General features: G+C 67.1%; 18 protein-coding genes. 7 read left to right on the top strand and 11 right to left on the bottom strand.

What is annotated here, in order from left to right; all coding sequences use genetic code 11:
* The first annotated feature begins 201 nt into the window (after nt 1-201).
* Nucleotides 202-2,028, top strand: a complete 1,827-nt coding sequence (locus tag QTH90_RS24770) for a 3'-5' exonuclease (RefSeq protein WP_286667213.1) — start codon at nt 202-204, stop codon at nt 2,026-2,028.
* A gap of 47 nt (nt 2,029-2,075) precedes the next feature.
* Here QTH90_RS24770 and QTH90_RS24765 read toward each other — a convergent pair whose 3' ends face one another.
* Nucleotides 2,076-2,537, bottom strand: a complete 462-nt coding sequence (locus QTH90_RS24765) for a hypothetical protein (RefSeq protein ID WP_286667212.1) — start codon at nt 2,535-2,537, stop codon at nt 2,076-2,078.
* A gap of 243 nt (nt 2,538-2,780) precedes the next feature.
* Here QTH90_RS24765 and QTH90_RS24760 point away from each other — a divergent pair, with 243 nt between their 5' ends.
* The 3 genes from QTH90_RS24760 to QTH90_RS24750 are packed head-to-tail and all read left to right on the top strand — an operon-like array spanning nt 2,781 to nt 4,648.
* Nucleotides 2,781-3,458, top strand: coding sequence for a DUF1176 domain-containing protein (locus QTH90_RS24760; protein WP_286667211.1), 678 nt, complete (start codon nt 2,781-2,783; stop codon nt 3,456-3,458).
* A 36-nt stretch (nt 3,459-3,494) separates the two neighbouring features.
* The gene (locus QTH90_RS24755; protein WP_286667210.1) at nt 3,495-4,142 is read left to right on the top strand and encodes a dihydrofolate reductase family protein; all 648 of its coding nucleotides are present in this window, start codon (nt 3,495-3,497) and stop codon (nt 4,140-4,142) included.
* A 29-nt stretch (nt 4,143-4,171) separates the two neighbouring features.
* Nucleotides 4,172-4,648 carry a glycerate kinase gene (locus tag QTH90_RS24750; protein ID WP_286570260.1) on the top strand — a complete coding sequence of 159 codons (477 nt, stop codon included), beginning with the start codon at nt 4,172-4,174 and terminating at the stop codon, nt 4,646-4,648.
* Here QTH90_RS24750 and QTH90_RS24745 read toward each other — a convergent pair.
* Entirely contained in the window at nt 4,645-5,652 is a 1,008-nt protein-coding gene (locus QTH90_RS24745; protein WP_286667209.1) for a recombination-associated protein RdgC, read from the bottom strand. The genes QTH90_RS24750 and QTH90_RS24745 overlap by 4 nt on opposite strands.
* Before the next feature lie 116 nt (nt 5,653-5,768).
* On the opposite strand from QTH90_RS24745, the gene QTH90_RS24740 reads away from it, so the two are divergent.
* Complete coding sequence (locus tag QTH90_RS24740; RefSeq protein WP_286570263.1) at nt 5,769-6,707, top strand: branched-chain amino acid transaminase; 939 nt, start codon at nt 5,769-5,771, stop codon at nt 6,705-6,707.
* A gap of 5 nt (nt 6,708-6,712) precedes the next feature.
* Nucleotides 6,713-6,925, top strand: a complete 213-nt coding sequence (locus tag QTH90_RS24735) for a zinc-finger domain-containing protein (RefSeq protein WP_286570264.1) — start codon at nt 6,713-6,715, stop codon at nt 6,923-6,925.
* Here QTH90_RS24735 and QTH90_RS24730 read toward each other — a convergent pair.
* The 9 genes from QTH90_RS24730 to QTH90_RS24690 form a co-directional block, all read right to left on the bottom strand.
* Nucleotides 6,891-8,147, bottom strand: coding sequence for an O-antigen ligase family protein (locus QTH90_RS24730; protein WP_286667208.1), 1,257 nt, complete (start codon nt 8,145-8,147; stop codon nt 6,891-6,893). The two genes, QTH90_RS24735 and QTH90_RS24730, sit on opposite strands and share 35 nt — an antisense overlap.
* A 138-nt stretch (nt 8,148-8,285) precedes the next feature.
* A complete protein-coding gene (locus tag QTH90_RS24725; RefSeq protein WP_286667207.1) occupies nt 8,286-9,467 on the bottom strand; it encodes an ATP-binding protein in 1,182 nt (393 codons plus the stop codon).
* Between the two features lie 4 nt (nt 9,468-9,471).
* Complete coding sequence (locus QTH90_RS24720) at nt 9,472-10,185, bottom strand: response regulator (protein ID WP_286667206.1); 714 nt, start codon at nt 10,183-10,185, stop codon at nt 9,472-9,474.
* Nucleotides 10,186-10,326: 141 nt separating this feature from the next.
* On the bottom strand, nt 10,327-11,955 hold the full coding sequence (locus tag QTH90_RS24715; protein ID WP_286667205.1) for an NAD(P)/FAD-dependent oxidoreductase: 1,629 nt from the start codon (nt 11,953-11,955) through the stop codon (nt 10,327-10,329).
* A gap of 5 nt (nt 11,956-11,960) precedes the next feature.
* Entirely contained in the window at nt 11,961-12,791 is an 831-nt protein-coding gene (locus QTH90_RS24710; RefSeq protein ID WP_286667204.1) for a beta-ketoacyl synthase chain length factor, read from the bottom strand.
* Complete coding sequence (locus tag QTH90_RS24705; RefSeq protein ID WP_286667256.1) at nt 12,788-13,966, bottom strand: beta-ketoacyl-[acyl-carrier-protein] synthase family protein; 1,179 nt, start codon at nt 13,964-13,966, stop codon at nt 12,788-12,790. Before QTH90_RS24705 ends, QTH90_RS24710 begins: the two co-directional genes overlap by 4 nt.
* Before the next feature lie 155 nt (nt 13,967-14,121).
* Nucleotides 14,122-14,565, bottom strand: a complete 444-nt coding sequence (locus QTH90_RS24700) for a type II toxin-antitoxin system VapC family toxin (protein ID WP_286667203.1) — start codon at nt 14,563-14,565, stop codon at nt 14,122-14,124.
* The gene (locus QTH90_RS24695) at nt 14,562-14,888 is read right to left on the bottom strand and encodes a FitA-like ribbon-helix-helix domain-containing protein (protein WP_286667202.1); all 327 of its coding nucleotides are present in this window, start codon (nt 14,886-14,888) and stop codon (nt 14,562-14,564) included. Before QTH90_RS24695 ends, QTH90_RS24700 begins: the two co-directional genes overlap by 4 nt.
* A 34-nt stretch (nt 14,889-14,922) precedes the next feature.
* Nucleotides 14,923-16,290 (bottom strand): AmpG family muropeptide MFS transporter, encoded by a 1,368-nt coding sequence (locus tag QTH90_RS24690; protein WP_286667201.1) that lies wholly within the window; start codon nt 16,288-16,290, stop codon nt 14,923-14,925.
* Nucleotides 16,291-16,327: 37 nt separating this feature from the next.
* On the opposite strand from QTH90_RS24690, the gene QTH90_RS24685 reads away from it, so the two are divergent.
* Nucleotides 16,328-17,161 carry a M48 family metallopeptidase gene (locus QTH90_RS24685; protein ID WP_286667200.1) on the top strand — a complete coding sequence of 278 codons (834 nt, stop codon included), beginning with the start codon at nt 16,328-16,330 and terminating at the stop codon, nt 17,159-17,161.
* Nucleotides 17,162-17,187 lie beyond the last annotated feature (26 nt).

Raw genomic sequence — 17,187 nt, 5'->3', positions numbered from 1 at the left:
TTAGCGGCCAATGATTCAATCAAGCCATTGCCGCGTTCAGAAGGCGGGAGCGCCGGATGACCGCGTTGCTGACCCGAAACATGCCGCATTGAAGCCGGGACTTATTGCACGGTTCCTGCCTAGTTGATTCCCGCAATAGCGACCAGATCGAGTGGTCACCGCGTCATGATTCCACTCTGACTGTCTCCCAGAACCGTTTCCATGGCCGTCCTGCTCCCCGCCCTCAGCACCTGCGTCGCCCGCATGACCTCCGGCGAGCGCCGTCTCGCCGAGCGCCTGCAGCAGAAGCTCGACAGCGACTATCTGCTCTGGTTCGACGTCCCCATCGGCCCGAAGCAATGCCACCCCGACTTCGTCGTCCTGCACCCGCGCCGTGGCCTGCTGATCCTGGAGACCAAGGACTGGCGCCTCGACACCATCCAGAAAGCCAGCCGGGGCGACTGGATGATCGCGCCCGACGGTGTGCCCAAGAGCGTGCCCAACCCCATCGAGCAGGCCCGCCACCAGACGCTGCAGGTGGTCGATGCTCTCAAGCGCGACGCGCAACTGATCGTTCACGAGGGCAAGTGGCAAGGCATGCTCACCTTCCCGTGGAGCTACGGCGTCGTCTTCACGCGCATCACACGCAAGCAGTTCGATGCGGCGGGCCTGGGGAGCGCGATCGAGCCGCATCGCGTGATCTGCTCCGACGAGATGCTGGAGGATGTCGAGCCCGAGTCCTTCCAGAGCCGGTTGTGGGACATGTTCCCGCAACTCATGCGCGGCACGCTCTCGCTGCCCCAGATCGACCGCGTGCGGTGGAACCTGTTTCCCGAAGTGCGCGTGGCAGAGCAGGGCTCGCTCTTCGCTTCTTCACCATTCGACGATGCGGATGAAGCCGCGACCATCCCCGACTTCCTGCGCGTGATGGACCTGCAGCAGGAGCAGTTGGCACGCAGCCTCGGCGACGGCCACCGCGTGATCCACGGCGTGGCCGGATCGGGCAAGACCATGATCCTGGGCTACCGCGCGGAGTACCTGGCCAAGGCCGCGACCGACGCCGCCAAGCCGGTGCTCGTGCTTTGCTACAACGAGCCGCTGGCGGTCAAGCTGCAAGCTGTGATGCAGGCCAAGGGACTGACCGAGCGCGTGCATGTGCGGCACTTCCACAAATGGTGCCGCGACCAGTTGGTCGCCTTCGGCCAGACATTGCCGTCCAACAAGCTGCCCACGGGCGCGATGATGGAGCAGATGGTGCAGAACGTCATCGACGGCGTCGACCGCCGCATGATTCCATCGGGCCAGTACCTCGCCGTACTGGTCGACGAGGGCCATGACTTCGCGCCCGAATGGCTCAAGCTGGTCACGCAGATGGTCGACCCGACCACCAACAGCCTGCTGTTGCTGTACGACGATGCGCAGAGCATCTACGACAAGCGGCGCGGCAAGCCCTTCAGCTTCAAGAGCGTCGGCGTGCAGGCGCAGGGCCGCACCACGATCCTCAAGATCAACTACCGCAACACCCGCCAGATCCTGAACGCCGCCAGTGCGATGGCGACGGAGCTGCTGCGTCCGCAGGAGAAGGACGACGACGGCATCCCGCTGCTGCACCCCGTGAGCTGTGGCCGCGACGGCCCGGAGCCGATCGTCATCGACCTGCCGAGCCCGCGCGAGCAGGCCGATCGTATCGCGGAGCTGATGGCCAGCGCGCACAACGAAGGGCATGCATGGGGAGACATGGCGGTGTTGTGCCGCAGTTGGGCGTTGATGGATGAATGCGCGCGGGCATTGAGCCATCGTCGGCTACCGCACAAGGTGCGCAAGGGGGCGCGCGACTTCGATCCGGCGGCCGATCACATCAAGGTGATGACCCTGCATGCGAGCAAGGGGCTGGAGTTTCCGGTGGTCGCGGTGATGGGGGCGCGGCAGGCTATTGCAGCCAGTGCGGCCGGCGCCGAGGACACCGATCCGCTGGAGGAGATGCGCTTGTTCTACGTCGGCGCTACACGCGCGACCTCGCGGCTCATCGTTGCCAATGCGGTGCCGTAGCCACTGAGTTCTGCGCTTGCCGGCCCCGCATTGGCTCTGGATGCCTCTCAGCCTCCGATGTGCATCGTGAACGCCGGCCCGTTGTTGAGCACGCATTGCCCGGAACCCACCGAGGCCGAGTTCATCGCGTACTTGCAATTCAGCATGCCGCCACGGCTTCCGGCTGCATTCGCCACGCCGCCGCCGCTTGAGCCGGGGACGCGCGTGGCCTCTCCCCGGAACTGTTCGTCGCCGATCTGTGCGCTGATGTGTCCACGCCCGTTCAGGTCGCTGGTCACCGTGCCGGCGATGGAGCCATATCGCGTCGCTTCCGCATTGGACGGATAGAGCCGCGCGCTGAAAGTCTGCGTGACCGGCATCGGTGCCACGGCGTAGCTCTGCGTTGGCGGTGCGTGGGGAGCGGGTTGTCCGATCGGAACCACGTAGCACCCAGTGAGCACGGTGCTCGCGAGCGTGGCAGCGAGAGACAGGCGAAGGAGAGAGACAGTACGGTGATGTGACAGCGTCATTGAGTTATCCGTAAGAGTTTTAGTGACCCGGGCGACTGCGTCGGGCGCCGGATTATGTCGGCGCGTTTCTTCGGTCTATCTCGTGGCATTGCGCAACTCACGACTCAAATAACTTCGCATCGTCACTTTCAGATTATTCCGATGATTAGGCGTCGCCAATTGCTTCCGGGCGCCGGTAGGCTGGCCGTTTTCCTTTCGCTCTCGCCCTCGATGAAAACTGCCGCAGCATTTGCCGTCATAGTCTTGGCCTCCAGCGCCCCAGTCCATGCCGCTGGCGAAGTGACGGCACTGCGCCGCACCATCGAGATTCGGGAATTCCAATGCAACGAATTGGCATTGGTGCGCTACGGCGAGCTTGCCTTCGTGCGCGCCTGCGCAAAGGCCTTGAATAGCCTGCCGGTGGCCGACTATGCGGACGTCTGCAATGACATGGCTTCAGGCGCTGCAAACCTGTACCAATGGGTCACGCTGCTCTGGAAGCGAAACTGGTCCCGCCAGGCGGTCTTCCATCCGTGGCAGCGCGGTCGCTTCTTGCTGGAGGTGCCCTGCGGTTCCGGCGCCTACAACCTGTCCTCGATCTTCTTCGACTACGACGAGCGGAAGCTGCCGGCCACCATTGCAGCCATTCGCTTCCCGCATCCCGATGGCTCCTCGCGCTTCGACATCTACAACCGTGGCCGTGGCCCGCAACGCGGTCAACTGGTCGAGTGGGCCCAGGCGCGGGGCATGGGCGACGCGGGCTACTACGCGCGCTACAACCTGGACAAGGAGACGCTGCGTCCGACCCTGGTCGAAGCCATGGAAAAAACTGCCTGGGACGGCAAGGACCCATTTCAATGGGACGGCCGCCTCTCGCACAAGCCGAGGGGCACGAGCTGGCAGCGGGTCTACCCGACGGGCGCGACGCCTTCGCGCCGGTAGTGGGATAGTAGAGGGCTATCGGCAAGGAGCCCTCGCATGCCCAAACTCCGCGTTCAAAGTTTCAGCGTCTCCCTCGACGGCTACGGCGCCGGTCCGAGCCAGGATCTTCAGAACCCGCTCGGCATTCGCGGCCCCGAGCTGATGGAATGGCTCTTCCATACCCGCATGTGGCTCAACATGTCCGGCCAGGGCGCTGGCGAGACGGGCGTCGACAACCGCCTCGCGGAGCAGGGCTTCGACTGCGTCGGCGCATGGATCCTCGGACGCAACATGTTCGGGCCGGTTCGCGGCCCATGGCCGGATGACAGCTGGAAGGGCTGGTGGGGCGATGAGCCGCCGTATCACACCCCCGTGTTCGTGCTCACACACCATCCGCGCGCGCCGCTCGCGATGGCGGGAGGCACGGAGTTCCGCTTCGTCACCGAAGGCATTCACGCGGCTCTGGAGCAGGCGAAGGCCGCAGCGGGTGGCCGCGATGTGCGTCTCGGGGGTGGCGTGTCCACGGTGCGGCAGTACCTGGGCGCGGGGCTGATCGATGAGCTGCATCTGGCCGTTCGGCCCGTGCTCCTCGGTGCAGGGGAGCATCTTTTCCAGGGGCTCGACCTGCCTGCCTTGGGCTACGAGTGCTCGGAAAGCGTCGCCGGCGAGCGGGCCACGCATATGTTCTTGCGCAAGCGTCCGTAAGCGGCTGGGCGCCGAGCGACAATCCGCGCATGAATTTCGGAAGAATCCTCGTCCCCGTCGGCGGACTGATCCTGCTCGGCGTGGCCTATCGCAGCTACGGCTGGGCCGGCGTCGCTCTCGTTGGCGGCGCGATCGTCATGTTCCTGCTGCTGCATTTCAACCGCGCGATGCAGGTGCTCAAGCGCGCCACCGACCGCCCCATGGGCACCGTCGCGAGCGCGGTGATGCTCAATGCCAAATTGAAGCCGAAGGTCAATCTGCTGCACGTGGTCGCGATGACGCGCGCGCTCGGCGAGCTTCGCACGCCCGAGAACACTCAGCCCGAAGTGTTCCGCTGGACCGATGCCGGCGGCTCGTGGGTCGACGCGACTTTCGTGGGCGGCAAGCTCACCGAATGGACGCTGGTGCGGCCCCAGCAGCCCGAGGACGATGCGCCCCGGTCCGATGAGTCGAGCGCCGACGCCATCAAACCGGGCGCGACCGACGCGCTGCGGCCGCCGGTCTAGAACGGCGCCGATTCGTCGGCCAGCGCTTCCTCGGCATCGGACTTCGCCTGCGCGCCTGCAGTAGCAGCAGGCGCCGCATCGGCCGATGCCGTACCCAGCCGCATCTCGCCGCCCAGGGCTTCCAGCAATTCCGGCACGAGCTGCCCGAGTTCACCGGTCGCGATCGCGGCATCCGCGTCGAAGTTGTCTTCCTTGCCTCCCGAAGAAGAAGCCGGCGCATCGTCCAGCGTGCCTTCGAGGAACACGATCTTGCGGATCTGCAGGCCTTCGGTCAGCTCGAAGGACACGCGGTCGTCCCATGTCATCGCGAGCCGGGTCGGGCGCTTGCCGTCGGCGATGTGCTGGCGCACCTCCTCGATGTCGAGCGGGTGCTTGGCGTAGCGCACAACGGCCTTCGATTCGTCGCTGGCCTTGAGTTCGCATTCGCGGTCGATGGTGAAGCCGGCGGGCGGTTCCTGGCTCGACAGCCACTCCGACATGGCGACGGCGGGCTCGATCTGCGTGTTGACGAGCGACACGGCAAAGCCGTCGAGCGCCTTCACCAGGTTCGTCACCACTTCATCGGCGCGTGCCGCGTTGCTGGAGTTGACGACGAGCCGGCGCGCGGCCGGGTCGATCCACACCGCGACGCGGGCGTGGCGGGTGAAGGCCAGGGGCAGCAGCTCGAGGGTGATGTCTTCCTTGAGCTCCTTCTTTTCCTTCTTGCCGGGCTTGCGGCCGGTGGTGGCCTCGATCTGCGCGGCGCGTTCCTCGACCTTGCGGCGCACGACGGAAGCCGGCAGGGCCTTGGTTTCGACCATGAATTCGAGCAGCCACTGGCCGCCGATGGATTCGGCGAGCGGGCCATGTTCCTGGCCGCGGGGTTCGACCCAGCCGGCGGATTTTTCCTGCGAGGGGCTGCAGGGGACGAAGCGCTGCGTGCCGAGACCCTGCTCGACCTGGTCGAGCGACTGCGACCACGTCGCTTCGATGCGGTAGACGATGACGTTCTTGAAGACGGACACTGAAACCCTTTGGTGGCTGGTTGTTGGCAAAGCTGTGCATTGTCGGTGCGGTGGAAACGGGCGCCGCCGTAAAATCGAAAGCTTTTGCGACATACCAACGCCTGAGGACCAAGAACATGAGCGCGCTGCCCCCCGCACTGGACGACCGTGACGGCAAGATCTGGATGGACGGTGATCTCGTGGACTGGCGCGAAGCCAAGATCCACGTGCTGACCCACACGCTGCACTACGGCTGCGGCGTTTTCGAGGGCGTCCGCGCCTACAACACGGTCAATGGCACCGCGATCTTCCGCCTGGCCGAGCACACCGAACGCCTCTTCAACAGCGCCAAGATCCTGCGCATGAAGATCCCGTTCACGCCCGAGCAGGTCAACGAGGCCCAGAAACAGGTGGTGCGCGAGAACAAGCTCGACAGCTGCTACCTGCGCCCATTGGTGTGGATCGGCTCCGAAAAGCTCGGCGTCAGCCCCAAGGGCAACCGCATCCACGCAATGGTCGCGGCCTGGTCGTGGGGTGCGTACCTCGGCGACGAGGGCATGAAGCGCGGCATCCGCGTCAAGACCTCCAGCTTCACGCGCCACCACGTCAACATCACGATGACGCAGGCCAAGGCGGTGAGCAACTACAGCAACTCGATCCTCGCCAACATGGAAGCGCTGGACGACGGCTACGACGAGGCCCTGCTGCTCGATTCGAGCGGCTTCGTCTCCGAAGGCGCGGGCGAGAACGTGTTCGTGGTCAAGGGCGGCGTGGTCTACACGCCCGACCTGTCGGCCGGCGCGCTCAACGGCATCACGCGCAACACGATCCTGCACATCTGCAAGGACCTCGGCATCGAAGTCGTGCAGAAGCGCATCACGCGCGACGAGGTCTACATCGCCGACGAAGCCTTCTTCACCGGCACGGCGGCCGAAGTCACGCCGATCCGCGAACTCGACCGTGTCGAGATCGGCATCGGATCGCGCGGCCCCGTCACCGAGAAGATCCAGAACGCGTTCTTCGACATCGTGAACGGACGCAATCCCAAGTACGCCCACTGGCTCACGAAGGTCTGAAGCCCATGTCCAGCCCCAAATCCGTGATCGAACTGCTCGCCAAGGACCTGAACGACCAGGGCGGCGTTTTCTGCCCGAACCCCAAGGCCGACATGCCGCTGTGGAGCGCGCATCCGAAGGTCTATCTCGACGTGGCCCGCACGGGCGAAGCCAAGTGCCCTTATTGCGGCACGGTGTACCGCCTCAAAGCGGGCGAAGCGGTGGGACACCACCACTGACACGTTCTTCGCGGCGCGGCACCAGTCCGCGCCACGAATCGCCCGGCTCCTGCGCCAGCCGCAGGTAGACCATCCCCACCCACAGGATTGCGAGCCCGATCTGCGCGTCGCGCAGCGCGGAGTTCACCATGGTGGCGATCAGCACGATGAGCGTCGCGACGAAGGCGTAGCGCCCGGCCATGTCGTCCCGCTTCCACGCGACCCAGACGCTCATGAGGATGATCGCCAGCAGGCTGAGCGCGCCGGGCACGCCGCTCTGCGCGCCCATCCACAGGAAGTCGTTGTGGGGCATGTTCTTGTAGTCCAGCAGCTTCGGCCCGCGCAGGTGCCACTGCTCGGTCCAGCCGCCGATGCCCCAGCCCGCGAAGGGCCGGTCGATGATCATGCGGGCGGTGTCGCGGTACATGTAGTAGCGCACCACCCAACTGGCCTCCGAGATCTCGCCCGCCTGCGCCGCCTCGATCTCCTGGATGCCGACCGCGAACTTCTGTTGCACCACGGGTGAGTTCCACAGCCCGGCCGCTGCGACCACGCCGCCCACCATCAGCACCACCGCCAGCACCTTGAGTTGCCGGCGCCATTGATGCACGCAGGCAGCAGGGATCGCCAGCAGAAGCGCCAGCAGCGAGGTGCGCGAAGGCAGGGTGAAGGTGATGATCGCGATCACTGCCGGAATCAGCGCAAAGGCCAGGGTGGCCCGGCCGGGACGATGCTCGGAGAGCGCCTTGAGCCCATACACCGCTGCGGTCGCGGCCATGATGGTGAACAGAAGGGCATTGCTGATCGACTTGTTGCCGATCAGGATCAGCACGCCGCGCCACGGCTCCAGCATCGGAAAGCCGACCGTGTAGTACAGGGCGATCATGACCATGTTGACGAGCCCCATGATCCAGAAGCCGCGCACGGCCCAGATGGCCTCTTCGCGCGTGAGCGCCAGCGCCATCAGCACGGTGGCCGCGATGCGCAGGCCGTGGAACAGGTTCGACGCGGTCTCGGGGTAGTAGGGCCCCAGCGCCAGGATGACCAGCGTCCACGCCACGTAGGCCATGACGGGCCACCACATCGGGTTGTTGCGCAGCCGGATCGCCCGCTCGCGCCAGCCGCCGGCAACCACGAGCGTGATCAGCAGCAGCACGGCCGCAACGTACGTCACGCCAACCGGCATGAACACCGTCAGCCCCCAGAACATGGCCGCGGGCCCGACGAGTCTCGATCTCTGCATCGCCGGAATTCTAGTGGCGCCCCCAGCCGCGTCCCGTTCGTGAAACACCGCGGGTCCGGCTCCGCCGGCCCGCCGGTGTTGCCCCCAGCGAGGGGGTAGGCGAAGCGACACGAAGTGCGCGAAGCCTGGGGGAGGAGCCTAGTGCGGCAATGTGATGACGAAGCTCGCGCCGCCGCCGGGGCGGTCTTCGCAGCGCACGCTGCCGCCGTGGCGCTCGGTGATCGACTTCACCAGCGCGAGACCGAGGCCCACGCCGCCGTTGCGCTCGCTCGCGCCGGGCAGGCGGTAGAAGGGCTCGAAGATGCGGTCGCGCAGCGCGGCGGGCACGCCGGGGCCGCGGTCATTGACGCGAATCTCCGCCTGGCCGGCCCGACTGCCGATCTCCACGCTGGTCTCGCCGGCGCCGTAGCGACGCGCGTTCTCGAGCAGATTGCGGATCGCCCGCCGCAACAGGCGCGGCACGCCGCGCACGGTGAGGGCGTCGCTGTTCGTGCCCTCCCTGACTTCCAGGTCAGCATCGACGCGCGCGCATTCCTCGGCCGCCAGCCCCGTGAGGTCGACCGTCTCGACCGTGCCCATGTCGGCTTCCTTCGCGTCGAGCCGGCTCGCGAGCAGGATCTCGTCGATCAGCTGGTCGAGCTCGCCGATGTTGCGCGAGATCTCCTCGCGTGCGCCGGGGCTGGGCCGGTCGCCCATCAGTTCCAGGCCCATGCGGATGCGCGTGAGCGGGGAGCGCAGTTCATGCGAAGCGTTGGCGAGCAGCGACTTGTGCGAGCGCACCAGTTCCTCGATGCGTGCCGCGGCGGAGTTGAATCCGTTGGAAAGATCGGCTACTTCGTCCTGCCCCTCTTCGGCGACGCGCACCGACAGGTCGCCCTCGCCCCAGCGCTGTACGCCCCGCTGCAGTGTTTCGAGCCGCTTGGTCAGGCGGCGCACGATGGGGTAGACGCCCAGAGCGACGGCGACGCCGACCAGCGCCACCATCCAGCCCAGCCCGAAGGGTGTGCGCCAGGGCGACATGCCGCCGCCCGGTGGGCGTTCGCGCGGCGCCACCTGCAGCGAGAGTGCGCGCCCGTCGTTGAGCGTGACGTCGAATTCGAGTCCCTGGCCCGGCACGCGCATCGCCTTGCCGTGGCCGATGGGCTGGTCCTTGCCGTCGAGCACGACCACTTCGCGCGGCACGGGGGCCAGTCGCTCGCGCTCGTTCTCGGCGGCTTCGCGAACGATCCAGTTGGCCGTCAGCGTGAGGATGAACACGCCGGCGACCACCGCCAGCCAGATGCGGACATAGAGATGCCGCCTGTAGAGCTTGAGCAGCATCGCGTCAGTCGTGCTGCTTGGCGAACACGTAGCCCACGCCGCGCACCGTCAGGATGCGCTTGGGATTCTTGGCGTCGACTTCGATCGCGGCGCGGATGCGGCCCATGTGGACGTCGATCGAGCGGTCGAAAGCTTCGAGCTCGCGGCCGCGCACGGCTTCCATGATCTGGTCGCGTGTGAGCACGCGGCCAGCGCGCTCGGCCATCGCGACCAGCAGGTCGAACTGGTAGGAGGTGAGGTCCGCGGGTTCGCCGCCGACGGTGACCGTGCGGGCGTTGCGGTCGATTTCCAGCGAGCCGAAGCGCAGCACGGAAGGCGCGCTGGCATCGGCCGCGGTCTCGCCGCGCCGGCGCAGCACCGCTCGGATGCGGGCGAGCAGTTCGCGCGGCTCGAAGGGCTTGGGCAGGTAGTCGTCGGCGCCGATCTCGAGGCCGATGATGCGGTCCATAGGGTCGCCCTTGGCGGTGAGCATCAGCACCGAGACCTTGGCGAGGCCGTTGGGCAGCGCGCGGATGCGGCGGCAGATCTCCAGGCCGTCGGTATCCGGCAGCATCAGGTCGAGGATGACGAGGTCGGGCGATCGTTGCTGCAACTGCTCGAGCCCGCTGGCGCCATCGGCCGCGTGGGTGAAGCCGAAACCGGACTGGGTCAGGTACTCGCCCACCATCTGCGCCAGGCGGGTGTCGTCTTCGATCATCAGGAGTTGGGGGGTGCTCATGGGTGATTGTCCTTCGCGCTTGGGGCGCTGCGGTGTGGCCTCGAGGAAGGGCCAGCGTCTCAAGTCCTAGGTTCTCCCCGCGGCGCCAAGCAGGCTTGAACGCTGCGTAAAGTTGCGTAAACGTCGCCGTTGCCGGGCTTTCTATCCCGCCTCGAAAAGCATCGTTTCCAGCGGGGCGTCCGGGCGGTGCCGGCTGGCCGTCTCCGCCAGCAAGGCGCCGAGGTCGCCGGCCGCGAGAGTCGGATTGTCGTGCCTCGCGCGCTCGAGGATCTCCACTGCCAGTGCGCGCAGTTGTTCGGCCGAAGCCCGCATGCGCGCCTTGAAGGCGTCGTCGTCCAGTCGATCGTTCAGGCTGCGATTGAGTTCGGCAAACCAGGGCAGGGCCGCCTGGTCGAGCATCACCGGCCGGTTGCGCCGCCGGCTGACCCCGGACCAGGCGCGCAGGAAATCCTGCATCGCGAAGTTGAGCCGCTGGCAATGCTGCAGCTCCTCGCGCAGGCTGCCCAGCAGCGCCAGGTCGGTGAGTCGCTGCTGGAAGAAGATCTGCGACAGCACGCCCCAGTAGTAGGTGTAGTCCCAGATCACCTTGACCGGCAGCACCTCCGGATCGCCGAAGAGCGGGTACTGGTCGGTGTAGAGCGCGAGCGTGCTCTCGTAGAACGAGTGGTAGATCTGGTCGTAGAGCTGGGCCCGTGCCGCCAGCGCATGCCCGGCGCGGTCGTGCGCGATCAGGTCGGTGATGTAGGTGTTGCCCACGGCGATGAAATCGCTGCCCGGCGAATAGAACGGGTCGAGAAACAGCCCCGCCTCGCCGGTCAGCGCCCAGCGCTGGCCCGAGAACACCTGCTTGCACCCGTACGAAAAATTGCGGAAGAACGCGAAGTCCTGCAGCAGGTGGCGCTTGCCGTCGAGCTCGTCATAGAGGCGAGGCTGCCACGTCTGGAACCACAGCATCGCCTTGTCGAAGGTGTCCATCGTGTCGAGCGGGTGCAGGCGCGGGTCGGCCACGATGCCGACCGAGTGCGAGCCCGACGCCAGTGGAATCAGCCAGACCCAGTAGCCCGCGCCGACCAGGTGGTTGGTCGAAAGCCAGCGCGCCTGCGGTTCGCAGCGCGCGCGCCATGCCGGGTCGTCCGACCACTCGTCGATCGTGATTCGGTCGCCGACGCGGAACCACACCGCATTGCAATCGTGCGCATTGGGCTGCGCGAGGCCGAGCTTGCGCTTGAGCATGCCGGCGCGTCCGCAAGCATCGATCAGCCAGCGGGCCTGGGCGACATGCGTTGAGCCGCCCTGCGACCATTCGATGCGATGCGACTGGTGCGCGTCCTCGGCCAGGTCGATCAGGCGCACCATCGCGCTGTCGATGAAGCGCACGCCGTTGCGCGCAGCCTCCTCGGCCAGGTAGTTCTCGAAGATGCCGCGATCGATCTGGTAGCTCGGCACCGAGAGGTAGCGGCTGGCGCCGACCTCGGTCACCTGGTCGATGTCGCGCCGGCCCTCGCTGAAGAAGAAACGGAAGCCGAACTTGCGCAGCTGCGCGCCGTGCATGTGCGGCCTGAGGCCGAGCACCGTGTCGAAGTAGTGGGCGCCGATCTCGACCGAGGACTCGCCCACCTTGTGCGCCGCGTGCGGCACCGGATGTGCGCGGCGCTCCAGCACCAGCACGTCGATGTCGGCGAAGCGCCGCTTGAGCTGCAGCGCCAGCGTAAGCCCCGCGAGTCCCCCGCCCATGATCACGACATCGTGCTGGCGGAGGATCGCGGCCATGGGCTTCAGCTCTGCGCTTCGAGCTGCAGTTCGGGCTGCAGGTCCAGTTGCAACGACAGCGCGGCCGACAGCGGCAGCGTGAGCGATTCGGCCTTGCCGCGTGCGAGTGCTTCGAACAGAGGCAGTGCGTCCGCCATCGCATTGACTTGCAGTGCACGCGCAGCGTCGGTGCGCAGGGCCGGCGCCGACGCCGCGCCGGGCGCGAGCGTCCATTCGAAGGCGGCGACGGTGCGTTCGGTGCGTTTCGGCGAGATCACGAGCGCCACTGCGAGCAGGTCGCGGCTTGCGGTCACCGAGGCGAGCGCGCCCACGGCAGGCATGTCGTAGCCGGCCAGCAGCACCGCGCGCTGGTCGGCCGCGCATTGCGCAGCCGCTTCGAGCAGGCCGGAGGCGAAGGTGCTTTCGTAGGCGGTCAGCGAGTTGCTGGCTGCCATGCAGCCGGTGCCGATCGTCCAGTAGCCCACGGCCGCGTTGTGCACCGAGTTGTGGAACTTGATCGGCGACAGCAGTTTCGGATCGCTCGCCAGCGTGCTGCACATGTAGTCGTTGATGCCGAGATCGCCGTGCGCCGAAGCGAAGACGCACGGCAGGTCCGCCGCATTGCGGCCCGAGGCAGCGACCGCCGCGGCTGCAACTTCAAGCGCCAGCGCCACCGTGTCGGGCGCGCGGCGCCGTTCGGCAGGCGCGAGCACTTGCGGCGAAGGCCGCTTGGCCGGCGGATCGGCCGGCGCGGCTTCGCCACGGAACACGGCGCTCGCGAGTTCCCATCCGGGCAGGCTGGGCGACCAGAAAGCCGGACCTTCGATGTAGAGAGTGGGGGTCTTGTGCGCGCTCATGCCGCGGCTCCCTTGCCGAAGACCAGCGAGCAGTTGTTGCCGCCGAAGCCGAAGGAATTGCTCAGTGCGTAGCGCACCTCGCCGCGTGCGGGTTGTAGCTTGATCTGCGGCCCGCACTCGGCATCGAGCGTGGTGGTGTTCACGGTGCCCGGCTTCAGGCCGGTTTCGATGGCCAGCAGGCTGATGACGGCCTCGACGATGCCCGCCGCACCCAGCGTGTGGCCCGTGAAGCCCTTGGTCGAGCTGGCATGGGTGGTGTCGGGGAAGCGCCGTGCGACCAGCGCGCCTTCGACTTCGTCGTTCTTCGTGCTGGCGGTGCCGTGCATGTTGATGTAGTCGATGGCGTCGGTCTTCAGGCCGGCACGCGCGAGCGCGTCGTCCATGGCCTTTTCAGCGCCCAGGCCCTCGGGATGGGGCGTCGACATGTGATGCGCGTCGCTCGCTTCGCCATAGCCCAGCAGTTCGAGCTTGCCGGGGCCGCGTTCGACCAGCGCGAAGCCGGCGGCCTCGCCCAGGCTGATGCCGTTGCGGCCGGCGTCGAAGGGCCGGCAGGGCTCGGGCGACACCAGTTCGAGCGAATTGAAGCCGAACAGCACGCTGCCGCACAGCGTGTCCACGCCGCCGACCACGGCTGCGTCGACCAGACCGAGGCGGATCAGCCGCTCGGCCGACGCGAACACCTTGGCGCTCGACGAGCAGGCGGTCGAGATCGTCTCGGCCGGACCTTCGAGGCCCAGCGCGTCCTGGACGAACATCGTGAGCGAATGGGGCGTGTGGACCTTCGGCCGGCGCTGGTCGGCGGGGAATGCTCCGTCGTCGAGCCGGGTGTAGGCCTCCTCCGTCTCACCGATGCTCGACGTCGAGGTGCCGAGGATCAGCGCGATGCGGGCCGGCCCGTAGCGCTTGCGCGCGGCCGCCACTGCGTCCAAGAAGCCGTCAGCCTGCAGGCCGAGCCATGCCAGCCGGTTGTTGCGGCAGTCCCAGCTCGCCAGCTGCTCCGGCAGCCGAAGTTCTTCGAGTCCATCGACGCGCCCGATCCAGGTCGGCAGCGGCGTCGGGCCGAAGTCATTGGCGCGCAGGCCGCTGCGAGACTGTTCGAGTGCTGAAAGAAGGGCGGTCTTGCCCACACCGACCGACGAGGTCGCGGTGAAGGCGCTGATCTGCAAGGGGGGTATGCGTGAAGGTGTCACGGTGGGGTGGATGAATAAATAACGGTAGCGTGCAAAACATCACAGCGTACCAGCCGGCCCGGCAGGGCGACGTCGGCGAATGTCCCGGCTTGTCGCAGGGTGGGCATGTGGCGCAAGGGCCACGCGCCCCGGCCGAAGGCTCAGGGCAACGCGCCCAGATGGGCCTGGGCCGCCGTCGCGAGCTTCTGGTCGAAGGTTGCCAGCGGTGCCTTGAGTTCCGCCGCGAGCCAGAGATAGGCTGCGTCGCAGGCCGACAGCGCGTAGCGGGCCGCGAGCTGGTACTGCGCGCCCGGATCGACCGGATGCAGTTCGAGGTCGTACTCGACATAGTCGGCCAGCGCCAGGGCGACGGAATCCGAAGGCCAATCCTGTTGCCGCTTCTTGAGCGCCACGCTGACGATCTCGTGATCGAGCAGGTTCGGCGCGTGCAGGCTGAAGCCGGCGAGCCGTGCCAAGGCTTCGTCGCGCGCGGGTTCATCGAACAGGATGGCGCTCAGGGCGCTGCAGTCCACTACCAGGGGCGGTCGCATCCGGTACGACGCCGGCGGCTCGGCGACGAAAAGAGGGTTCGGTGCGGCGCTCACCGGGCGTCCCGGTCTGCGCGAATGATGTCGACGGCGCTCGGGCCGGACGCGATGGGTTGCGGGAAGCGGTCGCGATGCTCGGCGGCGATCTGCTCGATGGACTTGCTCCCGCGCCGGACCACGCGGCGGGCGTTCCACCCGGCGTCCGGGCCGCGCGCGGCGGGAGCCGCTGGGGTGGCGACCGACCGCGCTTCTGTTTCGTTGGCTGCCTGTTCGATGATGGCCATCAGCTCGCCCTGTAACGAGCGATGGTTGCGCGCAGCGCGCTGCCGCAGCCGCTCAGCCAGTTCCTCCGGAACGTCCTTCACCGAGAGATTTGCCACAGTGGCTCCAAAATGGATCCATTATGGCGCCACTTCAGGTGGTCGTCGCGCTGGACGACCCTTGGGGCGCCACCCGCCCGTTGCCATGCGTCCGCGACGCCAGCGCCACCAGCAGCAGCACCGGCACGCCCAGCGCCGCCGTGCCGACAAAGAAGGCGTGATACCCGTAGAGGTCGACGAACTTGCCCGAATAGCCCGCGATGAACTTCGGCAGCAGCAGCATCAACGAGCTGAAGAGCGCGTACTGCGTCGCGGAGTAAGTGATGTTGGTCAGGCTCGACAGGTAGGCGATGAAGGCCGCCGAAGCGATGCCGCCGGCCAGGTTGTCGGCCGACACGACCAGCACCAGCGCGGTCAGGTCGTGGCCGCGCGTGGCCAGGCCGGCGAAGAGCAGGTTGCTCGCAGCGCTCAGCACCGCGCCCAGCATGAGCACCCGCATCACGCCGAGCCGCATCGACAGCACGCCGCCGACGAAGGCGCCGACCAGCGTCATGATCACGCCATAGATCTTGCTGACCGTCGCGACCTCGTCCTTGGTGAAGCCCATGTCGACATAGAACGGGTTGGCCATGATGCCCATCACCACGTCGCTGATCCGGTAGACGGCGATCAGCGACAGGATCAGCACCGCCTGCCACTGGTAGCGGCGGATGAAGTCGGCGAAGGGTTCGATCAGCACGCTCTGCAGCCAGGCGCCCACCGTCTTGGGCTGGGGCAGTGCGACCCGCGCGGGTTCGGGCGACAGCAGCACGGTGAGCACGCCCACCGCCATCGATGCGGCCATCACGAGATAGGCCGTCTTCCAGGCGTTGTTCTGGTAGCCGACGAGGCCGGGCAGTTCGGCCCAGGCGGCAACCCACAGCACGCCGGCGCCGGCCCAGATCATCGCGAGCCGGTAGCCCGTCTGGTAGGCGGCGGCCAGGGCGGCCTGCTTGCGCGCGGCGGCGGATTCGATGCGGAAGGCGTCGAGCGCAATGTCCTGCGTGGCCGAGCCGAACGCGACCAGCAAGGCGCACCAGACCAGCGGCGGCAGGCCATCGCGCGGATCGTTGTAGGCCATGCCTGCGAGCCCGGCGATGACAGCCAGTTGAGCCAGCAACAGCCAGCCGCGCCGGCGCCCGAGCAGCGTGGTCAGCGGCGGAATCGGAAGCCGGTCCACCAGCGGTGCCCAGACCCACTTGAAGCCATAGGCGAGCCCCACCCAGCTCAGGAAGCCGATCGTCGTGCGATCGACCCCCGCCTCGCGCAGCCGGAAGCTCAACGTGCCGAGCACCAGCAGCAGCGGCAGCCCCGCGGAAAAGCCCAGCGCCAGCATGCGCAGCGTCGCAGGTTCGAGATAGACCTTGAGCGCGTCGCGCCAGGGCAGGGAAGGTGGGGCTTCGTCAGCCGATGGTGCGGGCATTGAGCAAGTGTCGTTGGGGGCTCCTTATTATTCCCGCATGTGTTTGCTCTGCGAGTTTCATTCCGGTCCCCCGCACGGTCGACGTGCATTCCTGCTGGCGGCGGGCACCTTCGTGGCCGCGCCCGCACTGGCGCAGGTCGACGTCGGCGAGGCGTCGATGGCGCGCAACATCGTCCCTGCGGAGAACATCGAGCAGGCCGGTGTCCAGCAATATCACCAGCTCCTGGCGCAGGCCCGGGCCAAGGGCGCGCTCGCTCCCGACGGCAATGCCTCATTGCAGCGTCTGCGTGCCATTGCCAGGAAGATCATTCCCTTCACCGCCCAGTGGAACCCGCGCGCTGCTTCCTGGAAGTGGGAAGTCAACCTGATCGGCAGCAAGCAGATCAATGCCTTCTGCATGCCGGGCGGCAAGATCGCTTTCTTCACCGGCATCCTCGATCAGTTGAAGCTCACCGACGACGAGATCGCGATGGTCATGGGCCACGAGATGGCGCACGCCCTGCGCGAGCATGCGCGGGCGCGGCTTGCGAAGAACGCGGGGACGGGGGCAGTGCTGTCGATCACCGCCCAGTTGCTCGGCCTGGGCCAGGCCGGCGACCTGGCGGCGCGGGCCGGCACCCAGCTCATCACGCTGAAGTTCAGCCGCAGCGATGAGACCGACGCCGACCTGGTCGGCCTCGAACTGGCGGCGCGTGCGGGCTACGACCCGAGGGCTTCGGTGTCGCTGTGGACCAAGATGGCGAAGGCGTCGAAGAGCGAAGGTGCGCTTGGTTTCCTCTCGACGCATCCGAGCGGGCCGGACCGGATCAAGGTGCTGCAGGCGAACGTGCCGAAGGTGGAAGGCCTGTACCAGGCCAGCCGGCGCGGCTGAAGCGTCCTGGCGGCGCGAACGCCCGG

This window comes from Variovorax flavidus (assembly GCF_030317145.1).
Lineage (GTDB): Bacteria > Pseudomonadota > Gammaproteobacteria > Burkholderiales > Burkholderiaceae_C > Variovorax > Variovorax flavidus.
This window is presented reverse-complemented; position numbering and strand designations above follow the sequence as displayed.

Bases quoted from the DNA above. Each gene is read 5' to 3' on its own strand.
- QTH90_RS24750 (WP_286570260.1), top strand. From the start codon at position 4,172: ATGAATTTCGGAAGAATCCTCGTCCCCGTCGGCGGACTGATCCTGCTC.
- QTH90_RS24725 (WP_286667207.1), bottom strand. From the start codon at position 9,467: ATGCTGCTCAAGCTCTACAGGCGGCATCTCTATGTCCGCATCTGGCTG.
- QTH90_RS24715 (WP_286667205.1), bottom strand. From the start codon at position 11,955: ATGGCCGCGATCCTCCGCCAGCACGATGTCGTGATCATGGGCGGGGGA.
- QTH90_RS24685 (WP_286667200.1), top strand. From the start codon at position 16,328: ATGTGTTTGCTCTGCGAGTTTCATTCCGGTCCCCCGCACGGTCGACGT.
- QTH90_RS24690 (WP_286667201.1), bottom strand. From the start codon at position 16,290: ATGCCCGCACCATCGGCTGACGAAGCCCCACCTTCCCTGCCCTGGCGC.
- QTH90_RS24720 (WP_286667206.1), bottom strand. From the start codon at position 10,185: ATGAGCACCCCCCAACTCCTGATGATCGAAGACGACACCCGCCTGGCG.
- QTH90_RS24740 (WP_286570263.1), top strand. From the start codon at position 5,769: ATGAGCGCGCTGCCCCCCGCACTGGACGACCGTGACGGCAAGATCTGG.
- QTH90_RS24770 (WP_286667213.1), top strand. From the start codon at position 202: ATGGCCGTCCTGCTCCCCGCCCTCAGCACCTGCGTCGCCCGCATGACC.
- QTH90_RS24710 (WP_286667204.1), bottom strand. From the start codon at position 12,791: ATGAGCGCGCACAAGACCCCCACTCTCTACATCGAAGGTCCGGCTTTC.
- QTH90_RS24730 (WP_286667208.1), bottom strand. From the start codon at position 8,147: ATGCAGAGATCGAGACTCGTCGGGCCCGCGGCCATGTTCTGGGGGCTG.
- QTH90_RS24735 (WP_286570264.1), top strand. From the start codon at position 6,713: ATGTCCAGCCCCAAATCCGTGATCGAACTGCTCGCCAAGGACCTGAAC.
- QTH90_RS24755 (WP_286667210.1), top strand. From the start codon at position 3,495: ATGCCCAAACTCCGCGTTCAAAGTTTCAGCGTCTCCCTCGACGGCTAC.
- QTH90_RS24765 (WP_286667212.1), bottom strand. From the start codon at position 2,537: ATGACGCTGTCACATCACCGTACTGTCTCTCTCCTTCGCCTGTCTCTC.